The following is a 22,269-nucleotide window of genomic DNA, read 5'->3' on the forward strand; positions in this document are numbered from 1 at the left end:
GGAAGGCCGCCAGCAACACCATGAACGGTGTCACCCCTTCGCGCCGACCGAGTGCCTCCACGTCACGCCACAGCGCCTTCGGCCACAGCACGTGCAGGTTCGCACCGCGGAAGGACTGCATCACCGGACGCGGCCGGTCCGTCGGCAGCTCCAGCGCACGGGGCGCCCCGGCGAGCTGCCGGCGCCAGTACGTCAGCTGCGACTCCAGCACCTCGCCCTTCAGCCACTCGCGCTGCCACATCGCGTAGTCCGCGTACTGCACGGACAGCTCCGGCAACGGTGTCGGGTGGCCCTGGGAAATCGCCTCGTACAGCGCCGCCACCTCGCGCACGAGGATGCCCATGGACCAGCCGTCGGAGACGATGTGGTGCATCACGAGCACCAGCACATGCTCCTGCTCCGACAGCTTCAGCAGCGTCGTCCTGAGCAGTGGGCCATCCTCCAGGTCGAAGGGCCGCCGCACCTCTGCCTCGACCCGCGCCTTCACCGCCGCCTCACGGCCGTCCTCCGGCACCCTGTCCAGGTCCACGATCTCCAGCGGCACGTAGACGTCGCGAGTGATGACCTGGACGGGGACGCCCCCTTCCGTGTCGAACGTCGTGCGCAGGGACTCGTGCCTGTGCACCAGCGCCCCGAAGCTCGACTCCAGCGCGGCCTCGTCCAGGGGGCCCGTCAGCCGCACGGGCGCCCACAGGTGGTACGACGTGTTCGCCGGGTCCAGCAGCGCCAGGAACCACAGCCGCTGCTGCGCGAACGACAGCGGCACGGCGCCCTCCCGGGCCCTCCGCTTCAGCGCAGGTGGCGGAGCCCCCGCGATGGCCACCGTCCGCGCCAACCGCTCCGCCAGGGTCGCCACCGTCGGGGACTCGAAGACCTCACGCACCGGCAGGTCGATGCGGAAGGCCTCACGAACCCGCGCGGCGAGCCGCATCGCCAGCAGCGAGTGACCGCCCGCTTCGAAGAAGTTGTCGTGCCGGCCCACGGACGGGAGCCGCAGCGCGTCGCTCCAGAAGCCGGCGAGCAGCTGCTCCACCGGCGTGAGCGGCGCGGCATGTGCGTCCCTCTTCAGCTCAGCCACCGGCGCGGGCAGCGCCTTGCGGTCCACCTTGCCATTGGGCAGCAGCGGCATCCCCGCCAGCACCACCACCCGCGGCACCAGGAACGAGGGCAGCCGCCGCTCCAGCTCCGCTCGGAGCCCGCTTCCCTCCAGCGACTTCCCCTCCCTGGGCACCACGTACGCCACCAACTGCTTGTCGCCTGGCGCGTCCTCGCGGACCACCACCAGCGCCTCACGCACGTCCGGAAGCGCGAGCAGCGCCGCCTCCACCTCGGCCGGCTCGATGCGATGGCCGCGAATCTTGACCTGCATGTCCTCGCGGCCGAGGTACTCCAGCGTGCCGTCCCGCAGCCACCGCGCCTTGTCGCCCGTGCGGTAGAGGCGCGCTCCTTCCCCGAAGGGGTCGGGCACGAAGCGCACCGCCGTCAGCTCCGGCCGCTGCCAGTAGCCGCGCGCCAGCGGGACACCGCCGATGTACAGCTCGCCGGCGACGCCCATCGGCACCGGGCGCAGTCGCGCATCCAGCACGTACATCCGCGTGTTGGCGATGGGCCGGCCGATGGGCACGAGGGGACGCCGGTCCTCGCGGACACACGCCCACGCCGTCACGTCCACCGCGGCCTCCGTGGGGCCGTAGAGGTTGTGCAGCTCCGCCCCCAGGGACGCATGGCAGCGGTCTCTCAGGTCTGGCGGCAGCGCCTCACCGCTGGCGAAGACCCGCCGCAGGCTGGCGCAGGACTCCGCGAGCCCTGGCGCATCCAGGAAGAGCCGGAGCATGGACGGCACGAAGTGCAGCGTGGTGATGCGCTCCCGGGCGATGACGTCGGTCAGATAGCCCGGCTCGCGGTGCCCACCCGGCTTCGCCATCACCAGCCGCGCGCCCGTCAGCAGCGGCCAGAAGAACTCCCACACGGAGACATCGAAGCTGAACGGCGTCTTCTGGAGGACCCGGTCGCTCGCATCCAGCCCGTAGGCCTCCTGCATCCAGAGGAGCCGGTTGCAGATGGCGGCGTGCGAGTTCATCGCCCCCTTGGGCCGCCCGGTGGACCCCGACGTGTAGATGACGTACGCGAGCCCGGCGCCGTCCACGGGGACCGAGGGCCGGTCCTCGCGCTCGTGTTCCGCGGCGTTCCACTCCGGGTCCAGGAACACCACCGCCGCGTCGCTCCGGGGTAGCCCCTCCACGAGCCCGGCCTGGGTGAGCAGCACCGGTGCCGCCGCGTCCGCGAGCATGTACTCCAGCCGCTCGCGCGGATACTCCGGGTCCAGCGGCACGTAGGCCCCGCCCGCCTTCAAGGTGCCGAGCAGCCCCACCACCAGCTCCAGGGAGCGCTCGGCGCACACCGCCACCAGTCGGTCCGGTCCCACGCCCAGGGAGCGCAGGTGCCAGGCGAGCTTGTTTGAGCGACGGTCCAGCTCACGGTACGTGAGCGTCGCGTCCTCGAAGCTCACCGCCACCGCGTCCGGAGTCCGGTCCACCTGCGCCTCGAACAGCCGGTGCAGGGCGGCGGGCTCCTCGCGGGGCCGCGAGGTGTCGTTCCACTCCACCAGCAGCCGGTGCCGCTCCTCCGGGAGCAGCAGCGCCAGGTCACGCACCTGCCGCTCCGGATCGCGAACCGCGTCCTCCAGCAGCACGCGCAGGTGCCCGAGCAGCCGCGAGGCCGTGTCAGGCTCGAACAGGTCGGCGCTCAGCTCCAGGGTCGCCGAGAAGCCCTCCGGCGTGTCCGTGACGATGAGCCGCAGGTCGAACTTGGCCGTGCGGCTCTCCTGCTCCAGGACGCGCAGCCGGAGGCCCGGCATGGAGAGCTCCGGAAGCGGGTTCTCCTGCACCACCAGCATGGCCTGGAAGAGCGGGCTCCGCCCCAGGTCGCGCTCGGGAGCGAGCACCCGCACCAGCTCCTCGAAGGGCGTGTCCTGGTGGGCGAAGGCGCCCAGCACCGTCTCCCTCGCGTGGGCCAGCAGCTCGCGGAACGAAGGTTCTCCGGCGAGCGACACCCGGAGGACCAGCGTGTTGACGAAGCAGCCGATGAGGTCCTCGACCTCGGTCCGGTTGCGTCCGGCCACGGGTGAGCCGATGCACAGGTCGTCCTGGCCCGAATGGCGGGACAGCAGCGCGGAGAAGCCCGCCAGCAGCACCATGAAGGGCGTGGCGCCCTCGCGCCGGGCCAGTGCCTTCACGCCCTGGGACAGCTCGGAGCCCAGGCGCACGCCGCGACTCGTGCCCCGTCCGCCGAGCACCGCGGGACGGGGATGGTCCGTGGGCAGCTCCAGCGCTCGCGGAGCACTCGTCAGCCGCGCCCGCCAGTACGCGAGCCCGACGTCCAGCAGCTCGCCTCGCAGCCACTCCCGCTGCCACGCCGCGAAGTCCACGTACTGCACCGCCAGCTCTGGCAGCGGCGACTCCCGCCCCGAGGAGAAGGCGGCGTACAGCTCCGCCACCTCGCGCACCAGCACCCCCAGCGAGCCACCGTCCGACACCAGGTGGTGCAGCACGAGCAGCAGCGCATGCTCGCCCTCCGCCAGGTGGACGAGCAGCGCGCGCAGCGGAGGACCCGCCGCGAGGTCGAAGGGCCGGAGAGACTCCTCCGCCAACCGCCACTCGGCCTCCGCCGAGCGGGCGGCGTCCGGGAAGGCCGTCAGGTCCACCCGCTGCAGCACCAGCCGCACCTCGGGGGAGATGCGCTGGACGGGGGTGCCTTGCTCCTCGCGGAAGGTGGCGCGGAGGATGCCGTGGCGCCGGATGACCTCGCGCAGGCAGCGCTCCAGCACCGCCACGTCCAGCGGGCCCTCCACGCGGACCACCACCGCGTCGTTGTAGGCGGAGCCGCCGGGTTCGAGCTGCTCCAGGAACCACAGCCGCTGCTGCGCGAAGGACAGCGGCAGCGCGCCCTCGCGCGAGCGGGGAACCAGCGCGGGGATGAGGGAGCCCGCGCGTGGAAGCGCGTCGAGCCGAGCGGCGATGGCCGCTGGCGTGCCGGCCTCGAACAGCTCGCGCAAGGGCAGGTCCACACCGAAGGACTCACGGAGCCGCGACGCGGCCCGGGCGGCGAGCAGCGAGTGCCCGCCCAGCGCGAAGAAGTCGTCCTCCGCGCCAACGCGCTGCACGCCCAGCAGCGAGGCCCACAGCTCCGCGACACGGCGCTCCGTGTCCGTCCTCGGAACGATGTACTCCCGGGCCGGCTCGCGCACGTCCTCCGGTGCGGGGAGCGCCTTGCGGTCCACCTTGCCGTTCGGCGTCAGCGGAAGCGCGCCGAGCGACACGACGGTGGAGGGCACCAGGTGCACGGGGAGCGTCCGCCGCGCGAAGGCGCGCAGCGCCTCCTCGGAGAGCACCGCACCCGGCCGGGGCACCACGTACGCCACGAGCCGCGCCCCACCGGGCACGTCCTCGCGGGCCACCACCACCGCCTGCGCCACGTCGGAGTGCCGCGCCAGCGCGGCCTCGATTTCCGCCGGCTCCACCCGGAACCCGCGGACCTTGAGCTGGTGGTCCACGCGGCCCAGGAACTCCACCGTCCCATCCGCACGCCAGCGCGCCTGGTCTCCCGTCCGGTACATCCGCGCACCGGAGTGGCGGCCAAACGGGTCCGGCACGAAGCGCTCGGCCGTCAGCTCCGGTCGGGCGTGGTAGCCACGCGCCACACCCGCGCCTCCAATGAACAGCTCGCCGGGCACGCCGATGGGCGCGGGCCGCAGCTCCGCGTCCAGGACGTAGAGCGCGGTGTTGGCGATGGGCGTCCCGATGGGAACGGGCCCCGCCTCCGAGCCCACGCGGTGCGTGGAGGACCAGATGGTGGTCTCCGTGGGGCCGTACATGTTGAGGAGTGCCCCGCCCACGCTGTCGCGCAGCCGCGACGCCAGCTCCGTCGGGAGCGCCTCACCGCCCACCAGCAGTCGCTCCAGGCCCGCGAGCGCGCCCGGTGCATCCGGCTCCAGCAGCAGTGCCTGGGCCAGCGAGGGTGTCACCTGCAGGTGTGTGACGCCGTGCCGCCGGAGCTGCGCGGGCACCGTCCCACCCTCTCGTCCCTGGAGGCGGAAGTCCCGCTCGCTGCGCTGCCGCAGGGCGTCCAGCGCCGTCAGGCTGGCCAGCACGGTGTCGGTGTCCACGCCGAAGTCGATGAGGCACGCCACCTCGTCCACGCCGAGCGCATCGAGGCGCGCCACCTGCTCCATGCTCGTGCGCGGGGTGCCGAACAGGCCGCCGCCTTCGAAGAAGCGCCCGAAGGCACGCGCCGCCAGGACGTCCAGGTCCTCCGGCCGGACGGAGCCCGGCTCCAGGTCCAGCCCGAGCGTGCGCCCCAGCCCGCGCATCAGGTCCGCGGAGCTGCCGAGGTAGCGGCGCAGCGGCGCCTCCACCGTCTCGCGCACCCGCGCCCCGTCATGCCCCACGAAGGTGTGGAGCATCAGCGTCACATGCCCCTCGCCCGGGTGGCCCGCCTCACGCCAGGCCTCGCGATATATAATGATACGCTCGCGCAGCTCCTCCCAGCGCTGGCCGAGCAGGTGCGTCAGCACGCTCGTGCCCAGCAGCCCTGCTTCGCGGAAGGTGGCCGGGTTGCCCGCGGCGGTGAGCCAGATGGGCAGCTCCCGCTGCACGGGGGTGGGACGGATGCGGACGTCGACGGGCGTGCCCAGGCCATCGGGCAGGCGCACGGCCTCGCCCCGCCAGAGCCGCCGCACGAGGTCCAGGCTCCTGCGGGAGTCCTCCCGGCGGTCCGCGTAGCGCTCCGGCGCGAGCACGAAGTCCTCCGCGTTCCATCCCGGAGCCACGGAGAGTCCCACGCGCCCGTTGGACAGGTTGTCGACGAAGGACCACTCCTCGGCGACGCGCACCGGGTGGTGCAGCGGAAGGACGACACTGCCGGCACGGATGGCCACGCGCTCGGTGACGGCGGCCACCGCCGCGCTCGTCAGCGCGGGGTTGGGGTAGAGCCCGCCAAAGGTGTGGAAGTGTCGCTCGGGCGTCCACACCGCCTCGAAGCCATGGCGGTCCGCGAAGCGCGCGCCCTCCATCAGCAGTCGATACCGCTCCGCGCCCGGAGTCCCTTCATCCGCGGCGAAGTAGAAGAGGCTGAAGCCCAGGGGCTTGCGACGCGGCGTCGGCGCACGGCGCGGAGCGGCGGCCAGGCTGCCCTGCTCGCCCTGCACGGCGACCTTGAAGCCACGAGACAGCGTCCAGAGCAGCTCCAGCACGGAGATGTCGAAGGACACGCTCGTCACCGCGAGCCACGTGCCCGGCGTGGCGCCGACGCGGGCGTCCATTCCGGTGAAGAAGCTGACCACGTTGCGGTGGGGAATCAGCACGCCCTTGGGGCGGCCCGTCGAGCCGGACGTGTAGAGGACATACGCGAGGTTGTCGGGCCGCGCTCCGCTCGCGGGCGCCGAGTCCACTTCCTCGGGGCCGCCGGACGGGTCCAGCAGCACCACGGCGCGGCCACGGGCCTGGAACGTGGAAGCCAGGTGCCGGTGCGCGAGCACCACGTGCGCCGCGGAGTCCTCCAGCATGAGCGCGAGCCGCGCCTCGGGGTAGGCGGGGTCCAGCGGCAGGTACGCGCCGCCCGCCTTGAGGATGCCGAGCAGTCCCACCACCAGGTCCACCGAGCGGTCCGCGCAGAAGCCGACGATGCACTCCGGCCCCACGCCCTGCTCACGCAGCCGCCACGCCACCGCGTTGGCCCGCCGGTCCAGCGCGCGCCAGGTGAGGGCTTCGTCGCCACAGACCACGGCCAGGGTGTCTGGCGTGCGCGCGGCACGGGCCTCGATGAGGGTGTGGATGCACGCATCGGGGAAGTCCGCGTGCGTGTCGTTCCAGTCCACCAGCACGCGGCGCAGCTCCGCCTCCGGGAGGAGCGGGAGCGCGGAGCTGCGCTGGTCGGGATTCTCGACGATGGCCTCGAGCAGCACGACGAGCCGCCGCGCCAATCGGGTGGCGGTGGTGGCGTCGAAGAGCTCCGTGGCGTATTCGAGCCAGCCCTCCAGCCCCTCCGCGCCGCGCGTGAGCGAGAGCGTCAGGTCATACGGCGCGGCGCCGGGGTCGACGTCCACACGGCGGGCTTCCAGGCCGGGCAGCGCGAGCTCCGCGACGGGCTCCGGCTGGAGCACGAACAGCACCTGGAACAGCGGCGCGCGCGAGCGATCCCTCGCGGGCTGGACGGCCTCCACCAGTCGCTCGAAGGGCACGCCTCGATGCGCGAACGCGTCGAGCGTGACGTCCCGCGTCCGCCTCAGCAGCTCGCGGAAGGGGGGCGCGCCCTCGAGCGAGCCACGGAGGACGAGCAGGTCGAGGAAGCACCCGATCAGCCCCTCCAGCCCCGCCCGTTCCCGTCCATCGACAGGAGTACCGATGCAGAGGTCCTCCTGCCCCGAGTGACGCGACAGCAGCACCTGGAAGGCCGCCAGCAGCGTCATGAAGAGCGTGGCGCCCTCGCTCCGGCCGAGCGCCTCCAGCCGCACCGTGAGGTGTGCGGGCAGGTGCAGCGGAACCCGCGCCCCCCGGTAGGACGGCACCGGCGGGCGCGGGTGATCCACCGGAAGCTCCAGGGCCAGAGGCGCCCCCGACAGCCGCTGCTTCCACCACTCCATGGACGCGGAGCGCGCGGCTTCCTCGTCCCGCTCGCGGCGCCAGCGCGCGAAGTCGGGATACTGGAATGGAAGGGGCGGCAACGAAGCCTGCCCCCGCGCGACGAGCCCCGCGTAGAGGGTGCTCAGCTCGCGCGCCAGGATGGCGAACGAGGCGCCATCCGCGACGAGGTGGTGCATCACCACGACGAGCAGGGAGTCGTCCGTGTCCAGGCGGACCAGCGTGAGCCGGCACAGCGGGCCATTCGCGAGGTCGAAGGGCGCGCGGGCCTCTTCCCGGGCAATCCGAAGCGCCTCCACCTCGCGCCCGGCCGCCGGAGTCTCGCGAAGGTCCACCCGCCGAAGCCATGGCGCCAGGCCCGGAAGCGCGACTTGCGAGGGCGTGCCGTCCTGCTCACGGAACGTGGCGCGCAGGGCGTGGTGCCTGCCCGCTATCGCCGCGAAGGCAGACTCCAGCGCCTCCTCCTTCAGTGCGCCGCTGAGCCGCACCGCCGCGGGCAGGTGGTACGCCGGGTTTCCCGGCTGGAGCCGCTCGAACAGCCACAGTCGCTGCTGGGCGGACGAGAGCGGCGCCGGTGTCTCCGCATCGCCCCGGACCAGCGGAGGAAGCGCGGACGCGCCACGGGCCTCGAAGAGAGTGCGCGCGAGCTCGGCCACCGTCGGCCCCTGGAGCAGTACCTCCATCCGGAGGACGGTGCCCAGGGACTCCAGGTCGTTCGCCAGCTCGACGGCGCCCAGCGAGTCCAGGCCGAAGGACGTGATGGGCACGTCCCGCGCGAGCGACTCGGGTGACACGCGGAGCCGACGGGCGAGCCGCCCCAGCAACCACGCCTCCAGCTCCTCGACAGTGACAGGCTGCATGGCCACGGCCAGCGCGACTTCGTCCGGAGGCACCGCCTCCCCCGTCTCGCTCCAGGTCATCAGCGCCCGCGCAGTCCCCGCGAGCAGCTCGGCCCGGCTGGCACCGCGCTGGATCTTCCCGCTGGATGTCTTGGGCAGCGCACCGGGTTCGAGCAGGACGAGCGTGTGAAGCTGCACCTCGTGCGACTCGGACAGGCGACGGCGCACGGCGGACACCACCTCGTCCGGCGTCCAGGGCTTGCTCGCGTCCACCTCGCACATCACCGCGAGCCGCTCCTCGCCCTCCACCTCGATGGAGAACGCGGCGCCACAGCCGGGCCGCAAGGCGGGGTGGCTGCGCTCCAGCGACTGCTCCAGGTCCTGCGGGTGCAGGTTGCGCCCGCGCAGGATGATGAGGTCCTTGCTCCGGCCCACGACGAACAGCTCGCCGTCGCGCAGCAGCCCCAGGTCTCCCGTGCGCAGGAAGCGCTGCCCGCTCGCGTCCTCCGCCAGCGTTGCGCCGAAGATTGACTCGCTCTCCTCGGGCCGGTCCCAGTAGCCCCGCGCCACGCTGGGCCCGGAGAGCCAGATCTCCCCCACCTGCTCCGGCGGGCATGGGCGCCGCGTCTCGGGCTCCACGACGAGCAGCGTCTGGTCCGGCATCGGCCCGCCGCACCCGACCAGTGGACGCGAGCCGGGCCCTTCGGGCGCTTCCACGGCCTCGTTCCGCTCCAGCGCCGCCACGTCCCAGGTCCGCGCGAGGATGCCCTCACCCTTGCGCCCGCCCGAGGCAATCAGCGTTCCCTCCGCCAGGCCGTAGCAGGGATAGAGCGCCCCACCCTGGAAGCCCGCCGGAGCGAACGCCTCGGTGAAGCGCGACATCACGTCGGCGCGGATGGGCTCGGCGCCGCAGAAGGCCAGCTCCCAGCGCCGCAAGTCGAGTCCCTCGCGCTCAGCGGGTGGCACCTTGCGCACGCACAGGTCGAACGCGAAGCAGGGCCCACCGCTGATGGTGCCACCGAAGCGGGACAGCGACTCCAGCCAGAAGCGCGGGCGCCGCAGGAACGCGAGCGGCGACATGAGCGCCACGGGGAAGCCCGCGAACAGCGGCTGGAGCACGCCGCCGATGAGTCCCATGTCGTGGTACGGCGGCAGCCAGATGACGCCCACGCTGTCGTCGCGCACCTCGAAGGCCTGGGAGATGAGCCCCAGGTTGTGCAGCAGGTTGCCGTGCGTGAGCCGCACGCCCTTCGGGTCACCCGTGGAGCCGGACGTGTACTGGAGGAACGCCAGCGTGTCGTCCGCGGCCTCCGGACGCCGCCAGCCCGACTCGACTCCCTCGGGCAGCGCATCCGTGGCCACCCAGCGAAGCGCCGCCAGCTCCGGCGCGTGCTCGAAGAGCGCCTCGCTCATGTCCTGGATGAAGGCGGTGGTGAGCACGACGCTCGCGCGCGAATCCCGGATGATGGCGCGGAGCCGGGGCAGCGTCCGCTCCAGCCGCGCGGGGTCCGGCGGATACGCGGGGACCGCCACCAGCCCGGCGTACAGGCAGCCGAAGAAGCCCGCGATGTACTCCATGCCCGGCGGGTAGAGGAGCACCGCCCGCTCGCCCGCGCCCACCAACGATTGGAGCGCCGCGCCGATGCGTCGTGCGCGCGAGTCCAGCGCCGCGTAGCTCAGGACGACGTCATCGTCGCCGTCCTGCAGGAAGGTGTAGAGCGTGCGCTCACCGAGCGCTTGCGCGCGGGAGTCGAGCAGCTCCAATAGGGTCGCAGCCGGGGGGGGACGCGCGAGTAATGGGGGCATGTTCGCCAGAGGGGGTGAAAGCCTGTCGGCTTCGCTGGAGAGCGGGGGGAGCATAAGCCAGGAGCGCTCCGAATCCGGTCGGGGGGCCCTGAAGCGTGGGGTGAACGACGGAGCCCCCTTATCCTTCTCAGGTCACGGGAACCGTCGCGCTCGCACGACTAAGTAGCGTCGCCGCGCGCTCGCGAAAAGCTGGGTCCGGCTACACTCCCGGTGCCTCACGGAGGACTCACATGTCCGACACGCCCACGCTCGAAGCCCTTCCTTCCAACGCGCTCACACTCTTCCGCGTAGCGGGACTCATCCGCGTCGCCGTGTATGGCGTGCTGGCGACGGTTGCCGGCTTCGTACTGTCACTGACGAAAGTGGGCTGGTGGGCCTGGCTGCTTCCCTGCGCGGTGGTGCTGGTGACGCTCACGCTGGTCGCCTGGTATCCGCAGCGCGCGCATCGGCGCTGGGGCTGGGCCCTGCGCGAGCACGACCTGCTCATCGCGCACGGCGTGCTGGTGCAGCAGTTGGTGTCCATCCCCGCGGGGCGCATCCAGCACGTGGACGTGCACCAGGGCCCCATCGAGCGGGCACTGGGGCTGGCGCGCTTGCAGGTCTACACGGCCTCCGGCGGCGGCGCGGACGGAGAGATTCCAGGCCTCGCGCGAGAGACGGCGGATGCCCTGCGCGAGAAGCTCGTGCGGCGCGAGGCCGATGATGTCGTCTGAGACACCGCTGCCCCTCGCCGCCGGAGACGACGTGCCGTGGAAGCGGCTCAGCCCCCGGGCTCCGCTCGCGGCGCTGTTCCCTGTCCTCGGACTCGTGGGCCGCCCGCTGCTGGGCGCGATGCTGCCCACCTTCTTCCTGCGCGACGGAGGGCTGCCCACGTTCGCCTGGGTCCTGGTCATTGGCCTGCTGGTGTGCAGCGTCTCCGCGCTGCTGTACGAGGTGGCCACACTCCGCTACCGCGTGGTGGGCGCGCAGCTGGAGATCCGCTCCGGAGTCCTGACGCGCACCTCCCGCTTCATCGAGGCGGCGCGCGTGCAGAACACGGAGGTCCTCCAGCCCCTCATCTCGAAGCTGCTGGGCCTGGTGGAGCTGAAGGTGGAGACCGCGTCCGGGCAGAAGGCCGAGGGCCACCTGCGCGGGCTCACACCCCAGGATGCGCAGGCCCTCATCGACGCCCTGCACGTGGCGCGCGGCAGCGATGCACCGGCGCTGGCGCCGGTGAGCACGGGCGGCGCAGCGGAGGGCGAGGTCCTCGCGGAGATGCGGCTGGGCGACCTGCTGCGCTACGGCGCGACGGCCACGGGGCTGGGCGTGCTCGCCGTGGTGATGGGCGCCATCAACGAGCTGATGGAGGCCTTCCACAAGCTGGTGCTGCCCTGGCTGGTGGCGCAGTCGGAAGCGCTCGCGCGGCCCGGCATGAGCTGGGTCTCCGCCGTCCTGGCCATCGTCGCGGGGCTGCTGGCCATCTGGCTGGTGAACGTGGCGCTGGCGGTGCTGCGCTTCCATGGCTTCCGTCTGGTGGATACCGGGAAGCACTTCCGGGCCGCGGGTGGGCTCCTCACCCGCCGGCAGGTGACGGTGCGGCGCGAGCGCATCCAGCTGGTCGTGCTCGACGAGCCCCTGCTGCGCCGCGCGTTCGGCTTCGGCTCCGTGGAGGTGGAGACCGCGGGCGTGCGCGCCGGACGCGAGCCCGCCGAGCGCGCCGAGCTGATGGTGCCCGTGGTGCCCACCGCCCGCATGGAGGCGCTCGTCGAGCGGCTCATCCCCGGCCTCCCCTCCACGCTGGGCGAGCTGTCCCTGCGCCCCGCGCACCCCAAGGCGCTCCTGCGCGCGCGCATCCGCGCGGTGGGGCTGAGCGTCCTGGTGGCCGCGCCCGCGAGCATCTACTTCTGGCCATGGGGCGTGCTCGCCTGGGCGCTACTGCCGCTCCAGCTCCTCGGCGCCTGGTTCGACTGGCGCTTCCAGGGCTGGCTCATCACCGAGGGGCTGGTGGTCGTCCGCCAGGGTTTCTGGCGCCGGCGCACCACCGTGCTGCGACGCTCGCGCATCCAGTCCGTGAGGGCCGTGCAGGGGCCGCTCGAGCGGGGCTATGGCATCGGCCATGTCCAGGTGTACGTGGCGGGCTCCCAGGTCACCCTGCCGTGCGTGGGCTGGGACGAGGTGCGACAGCTCATCGACACGCTCCCCGAGCCACGCCGGCTTCGCGCTCCCCCACGCGGAGTGCGAGCGGCTCCGGACCGCACCGACGGGTCCGGGCCAACTGGCCAGGGGGAAGCACCAACGGCTGCAAGCGAGCCTGCCTTCCGCCTATACTCGCGTTTTCCCGAGTGACTGCCCTGCCCCACACCATGAAGAAGACGCTCTCCCTTGTGACGCTGCTCGCCGCCGGTGCCACCCAGGCCGCGGGTTTCCAGATCGACACCCACAGCGCACGCTCGACGGGCATGGGCAACGCGTCCACCGCCGCGTTGGACGACTCGTCCGCCATCTACTCCAACGCCGCGAACATCCTCGGCGTGAAGAAGCTGGACATCACCGTCGGTGACACCGGCATCCTCCCCTTCCTGGAGTTCACCCCGACGGGTGGCGCGGCCCAGGGACAGAAGCTGACGCTGTCGCCCCCGCCCCACGTCTTCGTCGTCTACCGCCCGTTCGAGAAGGCCGCGTTCGGCCTGGGCGCGTACACGCCCTACGGCGCGCGCAGCCGCTGGGAGGATGGCTTCGTGGGCCGCTTCAAGGGCCGCGAGTCCAGCCTGGCCGCGTACTACATCAACCCCACCTTCGCGTATCAGGTGCACGAGTCCATCCGCCTGGGTGTGGGCGTGGACATCGTGCGCAGCACGGTGGAGCTGAAGCGCTCGCTGAACTTCATCCAGAGCGAGGGCGCCATCCACCTGGGCGGCGGCGCCTGGGGGGTGGGCTTCAACGCGGGCCTCCAGGCCGTGCTGCTGGATGAGCTGACGGTCGGCGTCCACTACCGCAGCGCGGTGTCCACCACCTTCGAGGGCAGCGCGGACTTCCAGAACATCCCGACGGAGTTCGAGCGGCGGCTGGTGGACCAGGACGTGAAGGCGGACGTGAAGTTCCCCGCGACGCTGTCGCTGGGCCTCGCCTTCACGCCCATGGAGCGGCTGACGGTGGCGATGGACGTCCAGCTCGTGGACTGGGCGAGCTTCCAGTCACTGACCATCCAGTTCCCGGAGAACCCGGAGCTGAACAACCCGGTGGCCAAGCAGTGGGTGGCCAAGGCGAAGTACCACCTGGGCGCCGAGTACGGCCTGACGCAGGCCGTGCAGCTGCGCGCCGGCTTCGTGGTGGACCTGTCGCCCAGCCCCGCCGAGACGCTGACGCCGGACCTTCCGGACGCGGACCGCTACAAGTTCAGCCTGGGCGCCGGCTACACCCTGGGCAGGCTGCGCGCGGACGCGGCCTACCAGCTCGTCATCCTCGCGGACACGGAGAGCGTGGCGCCGGGAATGGACGGCACCTACTCCGGCTCCGCGCACGTGCTCGGCGTGACGCTCGGCTATTCGATGTAGTGGGCTTCCCTCCCCGCCCCGAGGGGGCTCACTCCGCTTCGCGGACGAGCCTCCCGGGATGGACCAGGGTGATGCGCCCTCCCTCGTAGGACAGCAAGCCCTCGCGGACATAGAAGCGCAGCCACTTGTTGGTGCTCTCGCGGGTGAGGCCGCACAGGTTGGCCAGCTCTGTCTGCGTGAGCTTCTGCGGGATGACGACCCCCTCGCTGCCCTGCTGGCCCTGGTTGCGCGCCAGCTCCAGCAGCACGCGCACCAGGCGCGCCCGCGCATCCAGGAACGTGGTGTCGTGCACCAGCTGCGTCACGTGCCGCACCAGCCGGCTCAGGTTGGCCAGCAGGCCCAGGGCGACCTTGGGGCGCGCGTTCAGGAAGGCGTGGAAGTCCTCGCGCTGGATGGACAGCAGGTCCGTCTCCTCGCGCGCGACGGCATCGGTGGAGCGCGGCTCACCGTCGAGGAGCGCCAGCTCTCCGAAGAAGTCTCCGCGGTCGAGCAGCGCCAGGATGACCTCCTTGCCATCCGGTGAGCTGAGGCGGATGGCGACCTCTCCCTTGCGGATGACGTAGAGGGCCCTGCCCACGTCTCCCTGGTGGAAGATGACCTCCCCCTTCGCATAGCGCCGGGTGCGGAGGAGCGCGGACAGCTGCTCGAGGTCCTCGCCCTCGAGCTGCTCGAACATGGAGACCTGGGCCAGAAGCTGTGAATAGGACACGGAAGCACCCCTCGGATCGCGTGTACTGGAACCCGCTTTGCCGGCTACTCAAGCTTTGTACATCTATCCAGGCTCGGCAATTCCATACAAGTAGATGACAGTGAAATGTCGGAATGGATCTCGCTTTCAAGCCTGTATTCGGTTTCACGGCGAGGGAGTGAACTGCTTCACAGCCCGCACACCGGGCAAGGCCTAACGTGGCCCTCAACCTCGCAGTGAGAGACCGGACCGCCACCATGCCCAGACAGACCGCATCGGCCGCCCTCGCGCCCCAGGCCCCCTCCTCCAGGTCCAAACCGCTCACGGCGTACGACGGGGACGAGGAGAAGCCGTCGCCCCGGGAGGCGCGAAACCGGGGCACGGACCTGCTCGTCTCGGGAGACCTGGAGGGCGCACTCGCGGCGTTCCGGGAGGCGGTGGCGGTGGCGCCGGACGAGCCCTCCTGCCGGCAGAAGGTCGCCGAGGTCCTGCAACGGCTGGGGAGGACCCGCGAGGCGGTGGCCGAGTATGAGATTGCCGCCCGCGCCTGGAATCAGCACGGCTGGATGCTGCGGGCCCTCGCGCTCTGCAAGGTCATCCTCCAACTGGACCCGGGCCACGAGCGCACCCGGGCCTTCCTGGCGGAGCTCCGAGTCCGGCGCGGGCTGCCCCCGCCCGAGGACGAAGCCGTGCCGCGTCCTCCCGTATCCGCGGCTCCGCCCGCGCTGGCGCACGGGGGCTCCACCTCGGAGTCGCGTCTGGAGGTGGTGCCGCACCTGCTGCGCCTCAGCCCGCTCTTCGCCAGGCTGAAGCAGCCGCTGCTCCAGACAGTGAAGGAGGCCTTCACGCCCTGTACGGCGGACGCGGGCGAGGCCATCCTGACCCGTGGCCAGCCGGCGCAGGCGCTGTACCTGCTCCTGCGCGGACGGTGCACCGTGTTCCACCAGCACCTGGATGGCCATGAGTCGCCGTACCCCGAGCTGGTGGAGGGAGATGTCTTTGGCGAAGTCGCCCTGCTGCGCAGCAAGCTGGTGACGGCCACGGTGCGGGCGGCCACCCCGTGCCTGCTGCTGAAGCTGGAGCGCGAGGCCTTCGAGCAGCTCCTGGCGGCCGAGCCGGAGCTGCGACGAGAGCTGCAGCGGATGGGTGCCGAGCGACTGTGCCGTACCGCCCTGTTGCTGACGCGGCCACGGCAGGCACTCCCGGGCTTGTGATAGACACGGCGCGAGTGGCCACGGCGCGGCGACGTGGCCATCACCGCGGTGGAGGGGCCGTGCACGCCATGCAGATTGTCATGAACCCGGGGCTTTCCGACGAGCAGGCCTTCCCGCTCGGCGAGGGCATCACGTTCATCGGGCGCGACGTGGAGAATCAAATCTCGGTCCTCCACCGCAGCCTGTCGCGCCAGCACGCGCGGCTGGACACCACCAACGGCAAGGTCGTCCTGACGGACCTGCAGAGCAAGAACGGCACCTTCGTCGGCGCGGCGCGCATCGGGAGCCAGGAGCTCCAGCCCGGAGACACCTTCAGCTGTGGCGCGGTCACCTTCCGCCTGATTGCCGACCCCCAGGCGACGCAGGTGAGCCCCATGCTCACCCACGAGTCCCGCGTGCTCTCGCAGGTGTCCATCCAGGAGCTGCTCGGAGCGCAGGACCCGCACCGCTCCTCCGCGCTCAAGCTGGGCACCACGCCCGTGGCGGAGCGGGACAGGGACAAGCTGCAGATCCTCCTCAAGGTGAGCCAGTTCCTCTCCTCGCCGGGCACCATCGAGAGCCTGATGGAGCGCTCGCTGGAGCTGGTGTTCCAGGTGCTCGAGGTGGACCGCGCGGTCATCCTCCTGGTGGACAAGGGCTCGGGCCTGCTGCGGCCGCACGTGGCCCGGACTTCGGACGGCTCCAAAGACTTGTCGCAGGTCTACAGCCGGCACATCACCACGTACGTGCAGCAGCACGGCGTCGCGGCGCTCTTCGCGGATGCGCGGCTGGACCCGCGCCTGGACACCGCCGATTCCGTGGTCCAGCAGTCCATCTACGCGGCGATGTGCGCTCCGCTCAAGGCGCGCGAGGAGCTGCTGGGCGTCCTCTACCTGGACAACCTCCGGCGTCCGGAGCGCTTCTCACAGGAGGACCTGGAGTTCCTGTCCTCCTTCGCCAACCAGGTGGGAATCGCGCTGGAGAACTCGATGCTGTACCGGCGCATCGAGCAGGAGGCCATCCGCCGCAACAACTACCAGCGCTTCTTCCCGCCCAGCGCCCTGGAGCGGCTGGAGCAGTCCTCCACGGTGATGGAGCTGGGGGCGAAGGAGGCGGAGGTGACGACGCTCTTCTCGGACATCTGCGGCTTCACGCAGCTGTCCTCGACGATGCGCCCCACCGAGGTGGTCGACATGCTCAACGCGTACTTCCCCATCATGGCGGACATCGTGTTCGAGCAGGAGGGAACGCTGGAGAAGTACATCGGCGACGCGTTGATGGCGACGTGGGGCGCGCCCTTCTCCCATCCGGACGACGCCGACCGCGCGCTGCGGGCCGCCGTGCGGATGCAGCAGGAGCTCCAGCGGCTCAACCAGCAGCGCCGCGCGAGACAGCAGGTGGAGCTGTGGATTCACATCGGCCTGAACAGCGGCCCGGTGGCGGCGGGCAACATCGGCTCCAAGCGCTTCCTGCAGTACGCCACCATTGGTGACACCACCAACGTGGCCAGCCGCGTGTGCAGCGCCGCCGGCGCGGGTGAGATTCTCATCACCCAGAGCACGTACGACCTGCTGACGGAGCGGCGCTGGCCCCTGGAGCCCCTGCCGCCAACGCCCGTCAAGGGCAAGGACGCGCCGCTGATGCTCTACCGCGTGCGCTGGAACACCTGACGCGCGCGCCCCGCCGTGGCGAACGCCCGACGGCGATGACACCCGCGGTGTGCCTGGAGTCTTGACACTGCTGCCACCCCATGGCATCTAACGGGAAAACGATAATGATAACCATTTTCATTTCGTAATATTTCCTCGTCCGGCCGTTTCCGGAAGAACAGGTGAGAAGCACCGATGGGGACGCATTCCAGGGTGGCGCTAGTCACAGGTGCCGCACAGGGCATTGGAGCGGCGGTGGCGCGGGCGCTGGCGGACAGCGCCTCCATCGCCGCACTCGATGTGAATGAGGAGGGCCTCGCCGCCCTCGTCACGGACCTTCGCGCGCGCGGGTGTCAGGCCTCGGCCTGGCGTGCCGACGTGAGCGACAGCGCCGCGGTGGAAGCCGTCGTCGAGCGCGTCGAGCGCGAGCAGGGCCCCATCGACATCCTGGTGAATGTGGCCGGGGTGCTGCGGGTGGCTCCGGTCGTGTCGCTCAGCGACGCGGACTGGGCGACCACGTTCGCCGTCAACACCCATGGCGTCTTCCACATGTCCCGCGCCGTCGCGCGGCGCATGGTGCCGCGTCGGACGGGCGTCATCGTCACCGTGGGCTCCAACGCCTCCAGTGTGCCCAGGATGCAGATGGCCGCGTATGCCGCCTCCAAGGCCGCGTCGAGCATGTTCACCAAGTGCCTGGGGCTGGAGCTGGCCCAGCACGGCATCCGCTGCAACGTGGTGTCCCCCGGCTCCACCGACACCGCCATGCAGCGTGCGCTGTGGGCGGACGAGCACGGCGCCCAGGCGGTCATCGAGGGCTCGCCCGAGGCCTTCCGCGTGGGCATCCCCCTGCGCCGGATTGCCAACCCCGCGGACATCGCCGAGGCCGTGCGGTTCCTCGTCTCGGAGGGCGCCCGCCACATCACCATGCACGACCTCTGCGTCGACGGCGGCGCCACGTTGGGCGCCTAGCTCCATCCCCTCATCGACACCCCGCCCCTGTTCCTCTCGCGCCTGGCAGCGGCGCTCCTCTCAGTGGAAATTGAGAATGATTCCTAATTCTATTGTCGAAACACTATCCCCCGTCCCAGGTCATGAGGGAGCCACGGTGCTGACTCCCGGAGCAGGAGGTTGGCAATGGTGAAGCTCGCCGCGCAGTTGCTTGAGAGCTACGAGGCCGGGTCCTCGTTCTTCTTCTCCTCGCCCCGGCGGACGATGCTGGCGCAGGGCTCGTTCGCCACCGTTCCGCACAGCGTCGGTGAGGATGCGCTGGAGCGCCTCCCCAGGCGCGTCCGGGCGGTGCTCGATGACGCCCGGCAGGCCGACCACGACATCCCGGTGGTGGTGGGCGCGGTGCCCTTCGACGGCACCTCTCCCGCGCAGCTGGTGGTGCCGATGACCATCCAGCGCGCGGGCCCGCTGGTGTTCGACAAGGATGTCCCCGTGCACCGCCCCCTCGGCGCGCACTACACCGTCCAGCCGGTGCCGGAGCCCGCCGCGTACCTCCACGGCGTGGAGCGGGCCCTGACGCTGATGCAGAGCGGGCCCCTGCAAAAGGTGGTGCTGTCCCGCTCGCTGCACCTCAGCGCGAGCACGCCCATCGACCTGCGGCAGCTGCTCCGCAACCTGGCCTGGCGCAACCCCTCCGGCTACACGTTCGCCGTGGACCTGCCCCCGGGGCGGAACGGGGCCACCGGCGGCCGCACGCTGATTGGCGCGAGCCCGGAGCTGCTGGTCTCCCGCTCGGGCTTCCAGGTGCTCGCCAATCCGCTGGCGGGCTCGGCCGCGCGCAGCGCGGACCCGCTGGAGGACCAGGAGCGGGCCCGGGCACTGCTGACCTCCCCCAAGGACCTCCATGAGCACGCGGTGGTCATCGACGCCGTCGCGGAGGCGCTGCGCCCGTACTGCAAGACGCTGGACGTGCCGGCGGGCCCGTCGCTCGTCAGCACCGCGACAATGTGGCACCTGTCGAGCCGCATCGTCGGCGAGCTGATCGACCCGTCCATCTCCTCGCTGACGCTGGCCGCCGCGCTGCACCCGACACCGGCGGTGTGCGGCTATCCGACGCGGCTGGCGCACGAGGCCATCGGCTCCATCGAGCCGTTCGAGCGAGGCTACTACACGGGCGCCGTGGGCTGGTGTGACGCGAGCGGTGACGGCCAGTGGGCGGTGACCATCCGCTGCGCCGAGGCCGACGAGCGCTCGCTGCGGCTCTTCGCGGGCGCCGGCATCGTCGTCGGCTCCAAGCCCGAGTCCGAGCTGGCGGAGACCGAGGCGAAGTTCCGCACCATGCTCCAGGCGATGGGCCTGGGCCAGGTCGCCGAGGCCCAGCCATGACGTCCCCTGCCCTTCCCCTGCCGGGCTGCCCCACCTGGCCGGAGGCCTTCGCCACCCGCTACCGGGAAGCCGGCTACTGGCGCGGAGAGACCTTCGGGCAGCTGCTGCGCGAGCGGGCCCGGCGCCATGGCGAGCGCACCGCCGTCGTCGCGGGGAATGAGCGCTGGACGTACCAGCAGCTCGACGAGCGCGCCGACCGGCTGGCCGCGGGCTTCCTCGCCCTGGGCATCGAGCCGGGAGATCGCGTGGTGGTGCAGCTGCCCAACACCGCGGCCTTCTTCGAGGTGTGCTTCGCGCTGTTCCGCCTCGGCGCGCTGCCGGTGTTCGCGCTGCCGGCGCACCGTGGCGCGGAGATTGGCTACTTCTGCGAGTTCACCGAGGCGGTCGCCTACGTCATCGCCGACCGGCACGGTGGCTTCGACTACCTCAAGCTGGCCGAGCACGTCCGTGGAAAGGTGCCCACCCTCCGGCACGTCATCGTCGCCGGGGACGCGGGCCCCTTCACGCCGCTGAGCGCCCTGTACGCCGAGCCCGTCCCGCTGCCGGGGCCCCGGTCCGGAGACGTGGCGTTCTTCCAGCTGTCGGGGGGCAGCACCGGAGTCCCCAAGCTCATCCCCCGCACCCACGACGACTACCTCTACAGCGTGCGGGCCAGCGCGGACATCTGCCAGCTGGACGCGTCGAGCGTGTACCTGTGCGCGCTGCCGGCCGCGCACAACTTCCCGCTCAGCTCGCCGGGAGTGCTCGGTACCCTCTACGCGGGCGGCACCGTGGTGATGGCGCTGCACCCCAGCCCCGACGTGGCCTTCCCGCTCATCGAGCGCGAGCGCGTCACCCTCACTGCGCTGGTGCCCCCGCTGGCGATGATCTGGCTGGAGGCCGCGAAGGCCCGCCGGCACGACCTGTCCAGCCTGCGCATCCTGCAGGTGGGCGGCGCCCGGCTCAGCAACGAGGCCGCCGGGCGCGTGCGTCCCACGCTGGGCTGCACGCTGCAGCAGGTCTTCGGCATGGCCGAGGGCCTGGTCAACTACACCCGCCTGGACGACCCCGAGGAGCTCGTCGTCACCACCCAGGGGCGGCCCATCTCTCCGGACGACGAGCTTCGCATCGTCGACGAGGAGGACCGCGAAGTGGCCCCCGGTGAGCTCGGCCAGCTGCTGACGCGCGGGCCCTACACCATCCGCGGCTACTACAAGGCGGAGGCGCACAACGCCCGGGCCTTCACGGCCGACGGCTTCTACCGGACCGGCGACCTGGTCCGGATGACGCCCGAGGGCTACCTCGTGGTGGACGGCCGCGTGAAGGACCAGATCAACCGCGGCGGAGAGAAGATCGCGGCCGAGGAGGTGGAGAACCACCTGCTCGCCCACCCCGCCGTGCATGACGCCGCGCTGGTGGCCATCCCCGATGCGTTCCTGGGCGAGCGCACCTGCGCGTTCGTGATTCCTCGCGGCGCCCCGCCGGCCGCGACGGTCCTCACCTCGTTCCTGCGCGAGCGGGGACTGGCCGCCTTCAAGATTCCCGACCGGGTCGAGTTCATCGACGCCTTCCCCCAGACCGGGGTCGGCAAGGTCAGCAAGAAGTCGCTGCGTGACGCGCTCTCCCGCGCCGCCGCTGGAAGCACCGTTCCCCTCTCTCCGCGCTGAAAGGACCCCTCCATGGCGCTCCCCGCCATCACTCCCTACCCCATGCCCGGCACGGCCGACCTGCCCAGGAACAAGGTCTCCTGGACGCCCGAGCCCCGGCGCTCCGCGCTGCTGATTCACGACATGCAGCGCTACTTCATCAACGCCTTCACCGCCGGCGAGTCGCCGGTGTCCGAGCTGGTGGCGAACATCCAGCGGCTGCGCCAGCACTGCGCCGCGCTGGACATCCCCATCGTCTACTCGGCGCAGCCCGGCGGACAGACGCCCGAGCAGCGCGGCCTGCTGCAGGACTTCTGGGGACCGGGCATCAACGCCGGCCCGGAGCAGAAGCAGATCATCGACGCGCTGACTCCGGGCGAGGGCGACATCCTCCTCACCAAGTGGCGCTACAGCGCGTTCCGGAAGACCGAGCTGCACGAGCTGATGCGCGAGCGCGGGAGAGACCAGCTCCTCATCTGCGGCATCTACGCCCACATCGGCTGCCTGCAGACGGCCAGCGACGCGTTCATGAGCGACGTGCGGCCGTTCCTCGTGGCGGATGCCCTGGGTGACTTCTCCCTGGCCCACCACCAGCTCGCCCTGAGCTACGCGGCGCAGCTCTGCGCCGTCACGCTCACCACCCAGCAGGCCATCGACGCGCTCGGGCCTCGCCCGGCCGAGGCGGCCGCACCGCTCAGCCGCCGGAAGATTCGCGAGGACGTCGCCGAGCTGTTGCAGCAGTCCGCGGAGGAGCTGGGCGAGGAGGAGAACCTGCTCGAGCGCGGGCTCGACTCCATCCGCATCATGAGCCTGGTCGAGCGCTGGCGGAGCGCCGGCACGGAGGTCACCTTCGTGGAGCTCGCCGAGCGCCCCACGCTCTCGGACTGGTTCACGCTGCTGTCCCAGGCCGCACCGCCCGCGTCCCAGGGCCGCGCCCTCCACCCCTCTTGATTCTCGCAGCGCGG

11 protein-coding genes (1 of these 11 cut by a window edge) are annotated in these 22,269 nt (G+C 71.5%); 9 read left to right on the forward strand and 2 right to left on the reverse strand.

All coding sequences use genetic code 11. The features are described from left to right. Nucleotides 1-10,282 carry part of the coding region annotated (locus G4D85_RS49085; RefSeq protein ID WP_420821757.1) for a non-ribosomal peptide synthase/polyketide synthase on the reverse strand (this coding region is incomplete at its 3' end). The annotated region extends 17,702 nt beyond the left edge of the window, so 10,282 of the 27,984 annotated nt are shown. A 230-nt stretch (nucleotides 10,283-10,512) separates the two neighbouring features. Between G4D85_RS49085 and G4D85_RS45995 the strand changes: the two genes are divergently transcribed. The 3 genes from G4D85_RS45995 to G4D85_RS46005 are packed head-to-tail and all read left to right on the forward strand — an operon-like array spanning nucleotide 10,513 to nucleotide 13,815. Continuing rightward, nucleotides 10,513-10,995, forward strand: a complete 483-nt coding sequence (locus G4D85_RS45995) for a PH domain-containing protein (protein WP_164021031.1) — start codon at nucleotides 10,513-10,515, stop codon at nucleotides 10,993-10,995. Continuing rightward, nucleotides 10,985-12,607, forward strand: coding sequence for a PH domain-containing protein (locus G4D85_RS46000; RefSeq protein WP_164021033.1), 1,623 nt, complete (start codon nucleotides 10,985-10,987; stop codon nucleotides 12,605-12,607). The genes G4D85_RS45995 and G4D85_RS46000 overlap by 11 nt, the downstream gene beginning before the upstream one ends. Before the next feature lie 17 nt (nucleotides 12,608-12,624). Then, the gene (locus G4D85_RS46005) at nucleotides 12,625-13,815 is read left to right on the forward strand and encodes an OmpP1/FadL family transporter (protein WP_164021035.1); all 1,191 of its coding nucleotides are present in this window, start codon (nucleotides 12,625-12,627) and stop codon (nucleotides 13,813-13,815) included. A 28-nt stretch (nucleotides 13,816-13,843) separates the two neighbouring features. Here the strand turns inward: G4D85_RS46005 and G4D85_RS46010 are convergent, their stop codons facing one another. Then, on the reverse strand, nucleotides 13,844-14,524 hold the full coding sequence (locus tag G4D85_RS46010) for a Crp/Fnr family transcriptional regulator (RefSeq protein ID WP_164021037.1): 681 nt from the start codon (nucleotides 14,522-14,524) through the stop codon (nucleotides 13,844-13,846). A gap of 236 nt (nucleotides 14,525-14,760) precedes the next feature. Here G4D85_RS46010 and G4D85_RS46015 point away from each other — a divergent pair, with 236 nt between their 5' ends. From G4D85_RS46015 to G4D85_RS46040, 6 genes are all read left to right on the forward strand, one after another. After that, nucleotides 14,761-15,717: a cyclic nucleotide-binding domain-containing protein gene (locus tag G4D85_RS46015; RefSeq protein WP_164021039.1), complete on the forward strand. Its 957-nt coding sequence runs from the start codon at nucleotides 14,761-14,763 to the stop codon at nucleotides 15,715-15,717. A 68-nt stretch (nucleotides 15,718-15,785) separates the two neighbouring features. Continuing rightward, nucleotides 15,786-17,366, forward strand: coding sequence for an adenylate/guanylate cyclase domain-containing protein (locus tag G4D85_RS46020; RefSeq protein ID WP_164021041.1), 1,581 nt, complete (start codon nucleotides 15,786-15,788; stop codon nucleotides 17,364-17,366). 174 nt (nucleotides 17,367-17,540) lie between these two features. Then, a complete protein-coding gene (locus G4D85_RS46025; protein ID WP_164021043.1) occupies nucleotides 17,541-18,314 on the forward strand; it encodes a 2,3-dihydro-2,3-dihydroxybenzoate dehydrogenase in 774 nt (257 codons plus the stop codon). A 165-nt stretch (nucleotides 18,315-18,479) separates the two neighbouring features. Beyond that, nucleotides 18,480-19,679, forward strand: a complete 1,200-nt coding sequence (dhbC, locus tag G4D85_RS46030; RefSeq protein WP_164021045.1) for an isochorismate synthase DhbC — start codon at nucleotides 18,480-18,482, stop codon at nucleotides 19,677-19,679. Then, entirely contained in the window at nucleotides 19,676-21,325 is a 1,650-nt protein-coding gene (locus G4D85_RS46035) for a (2,3-dihydroxybenzoyl)adenylate synthase (protein ID WP_164021047.1), read from the forward strand. Before dhbC ends, G4D85_RS46035 begins: the two co-directional genes overlap by 4 nt. A 12-nt stretch (nucleotides 21,326-21,337) precedes the next feature. Then, nucleotides 21,338-22,255 carry an isochorismatase family protein gene (locus G4D85_RS46040; RefSeq protein WP_164021048.1) on the forward strand — a complete coding sequence of 306 codons (918 nt, stop codon included), beginning with the start codon at nucleotides 21,338-21,340 and terminating at the stop codon, nucleotides 22,253-22,255. The last annotated feature ends 14 nt before the right edge of the window (nucleotides 22,256-22,269 follow it).

It is taken from the genome of Pyxidicoccus trucidator, assembly GCF_010894435.1.
In the GTDB taxonomy this organism is placed as follows: domain Bacteria; phylum Myxococcota; class Myxococcia; order Myxococcales; family Myxococcaceae; genus Myxococcus; species Myxococcus trucidator.

Excerpts from the sequence above, each read along its gene's own strand:
- G4D85_RS46040 (WP_164021048.1), top strand. The coding sequence starts at position 21,338 with ATGGCGCTCCCCGCCATCACTCCCTACCCCATGCCCGGCACGGCCGAC.
- dhbC (WP_164021045.1), top strand. The coding sequence starts at position 18,480 with ATGGTGAAGCTCGCCGCGCAGTTGCTTGAGAGCTACGAGGCCGGGTCC.
- G4D85_RS46000 (WP_164021033.1), top strand. The coding sequence starts at position 10,985 with ATGTCGTCTGAGACACCGCTGCCCCTCGCCGCCGGAGACGACGTGCCG.
- G4D85_RS46020 (WP_164021041.1), top strand. The coding sequence starts at position 15,786 with ATGCAGATTGTCATGAACCCGGGGCTTTCCGACGAGCAGGCCTTCCCG.
- G4D85_RS46015 (WP_164021039.1), top strand. The coding sequence starts at position 14,761 with ATGCCCAGACAGACCGCATCGGCCGCCCTCGCGCCCCAGGCCCCCTCC.
- G4D85_RS45995 (WP_164021031.1), top strand. The coding sequence starts at position 10,513 with ATGTCCGACACGCCCACGCTCGAAGCCCTTCCTTCCAACGCGCTCACA.
- G4D85_RS46025 (WP_164021043.1), top strand. The coding sequence starts at position 17,541 with ATGGGGACGCATTCCAGGGTGGCGCTAGTCACAGGTGCCGCACAGGGC.
- G4D85_RS46035 (WP_164021047.1), top strand. The coding sequence starts at position 19,676 with ATGACGTCCCCTGCCCTTCCCCTGCCGGGCTGCCCCACCTGGCCGGAG.
- G4D85_RS46005 (WP_164021035.1), top strand. The coding sequence starts at position 12,625 with ATGAAGAAGACGCTCTCCCTTGTGACGCTGCTCGCCGCCGGTGCCACC.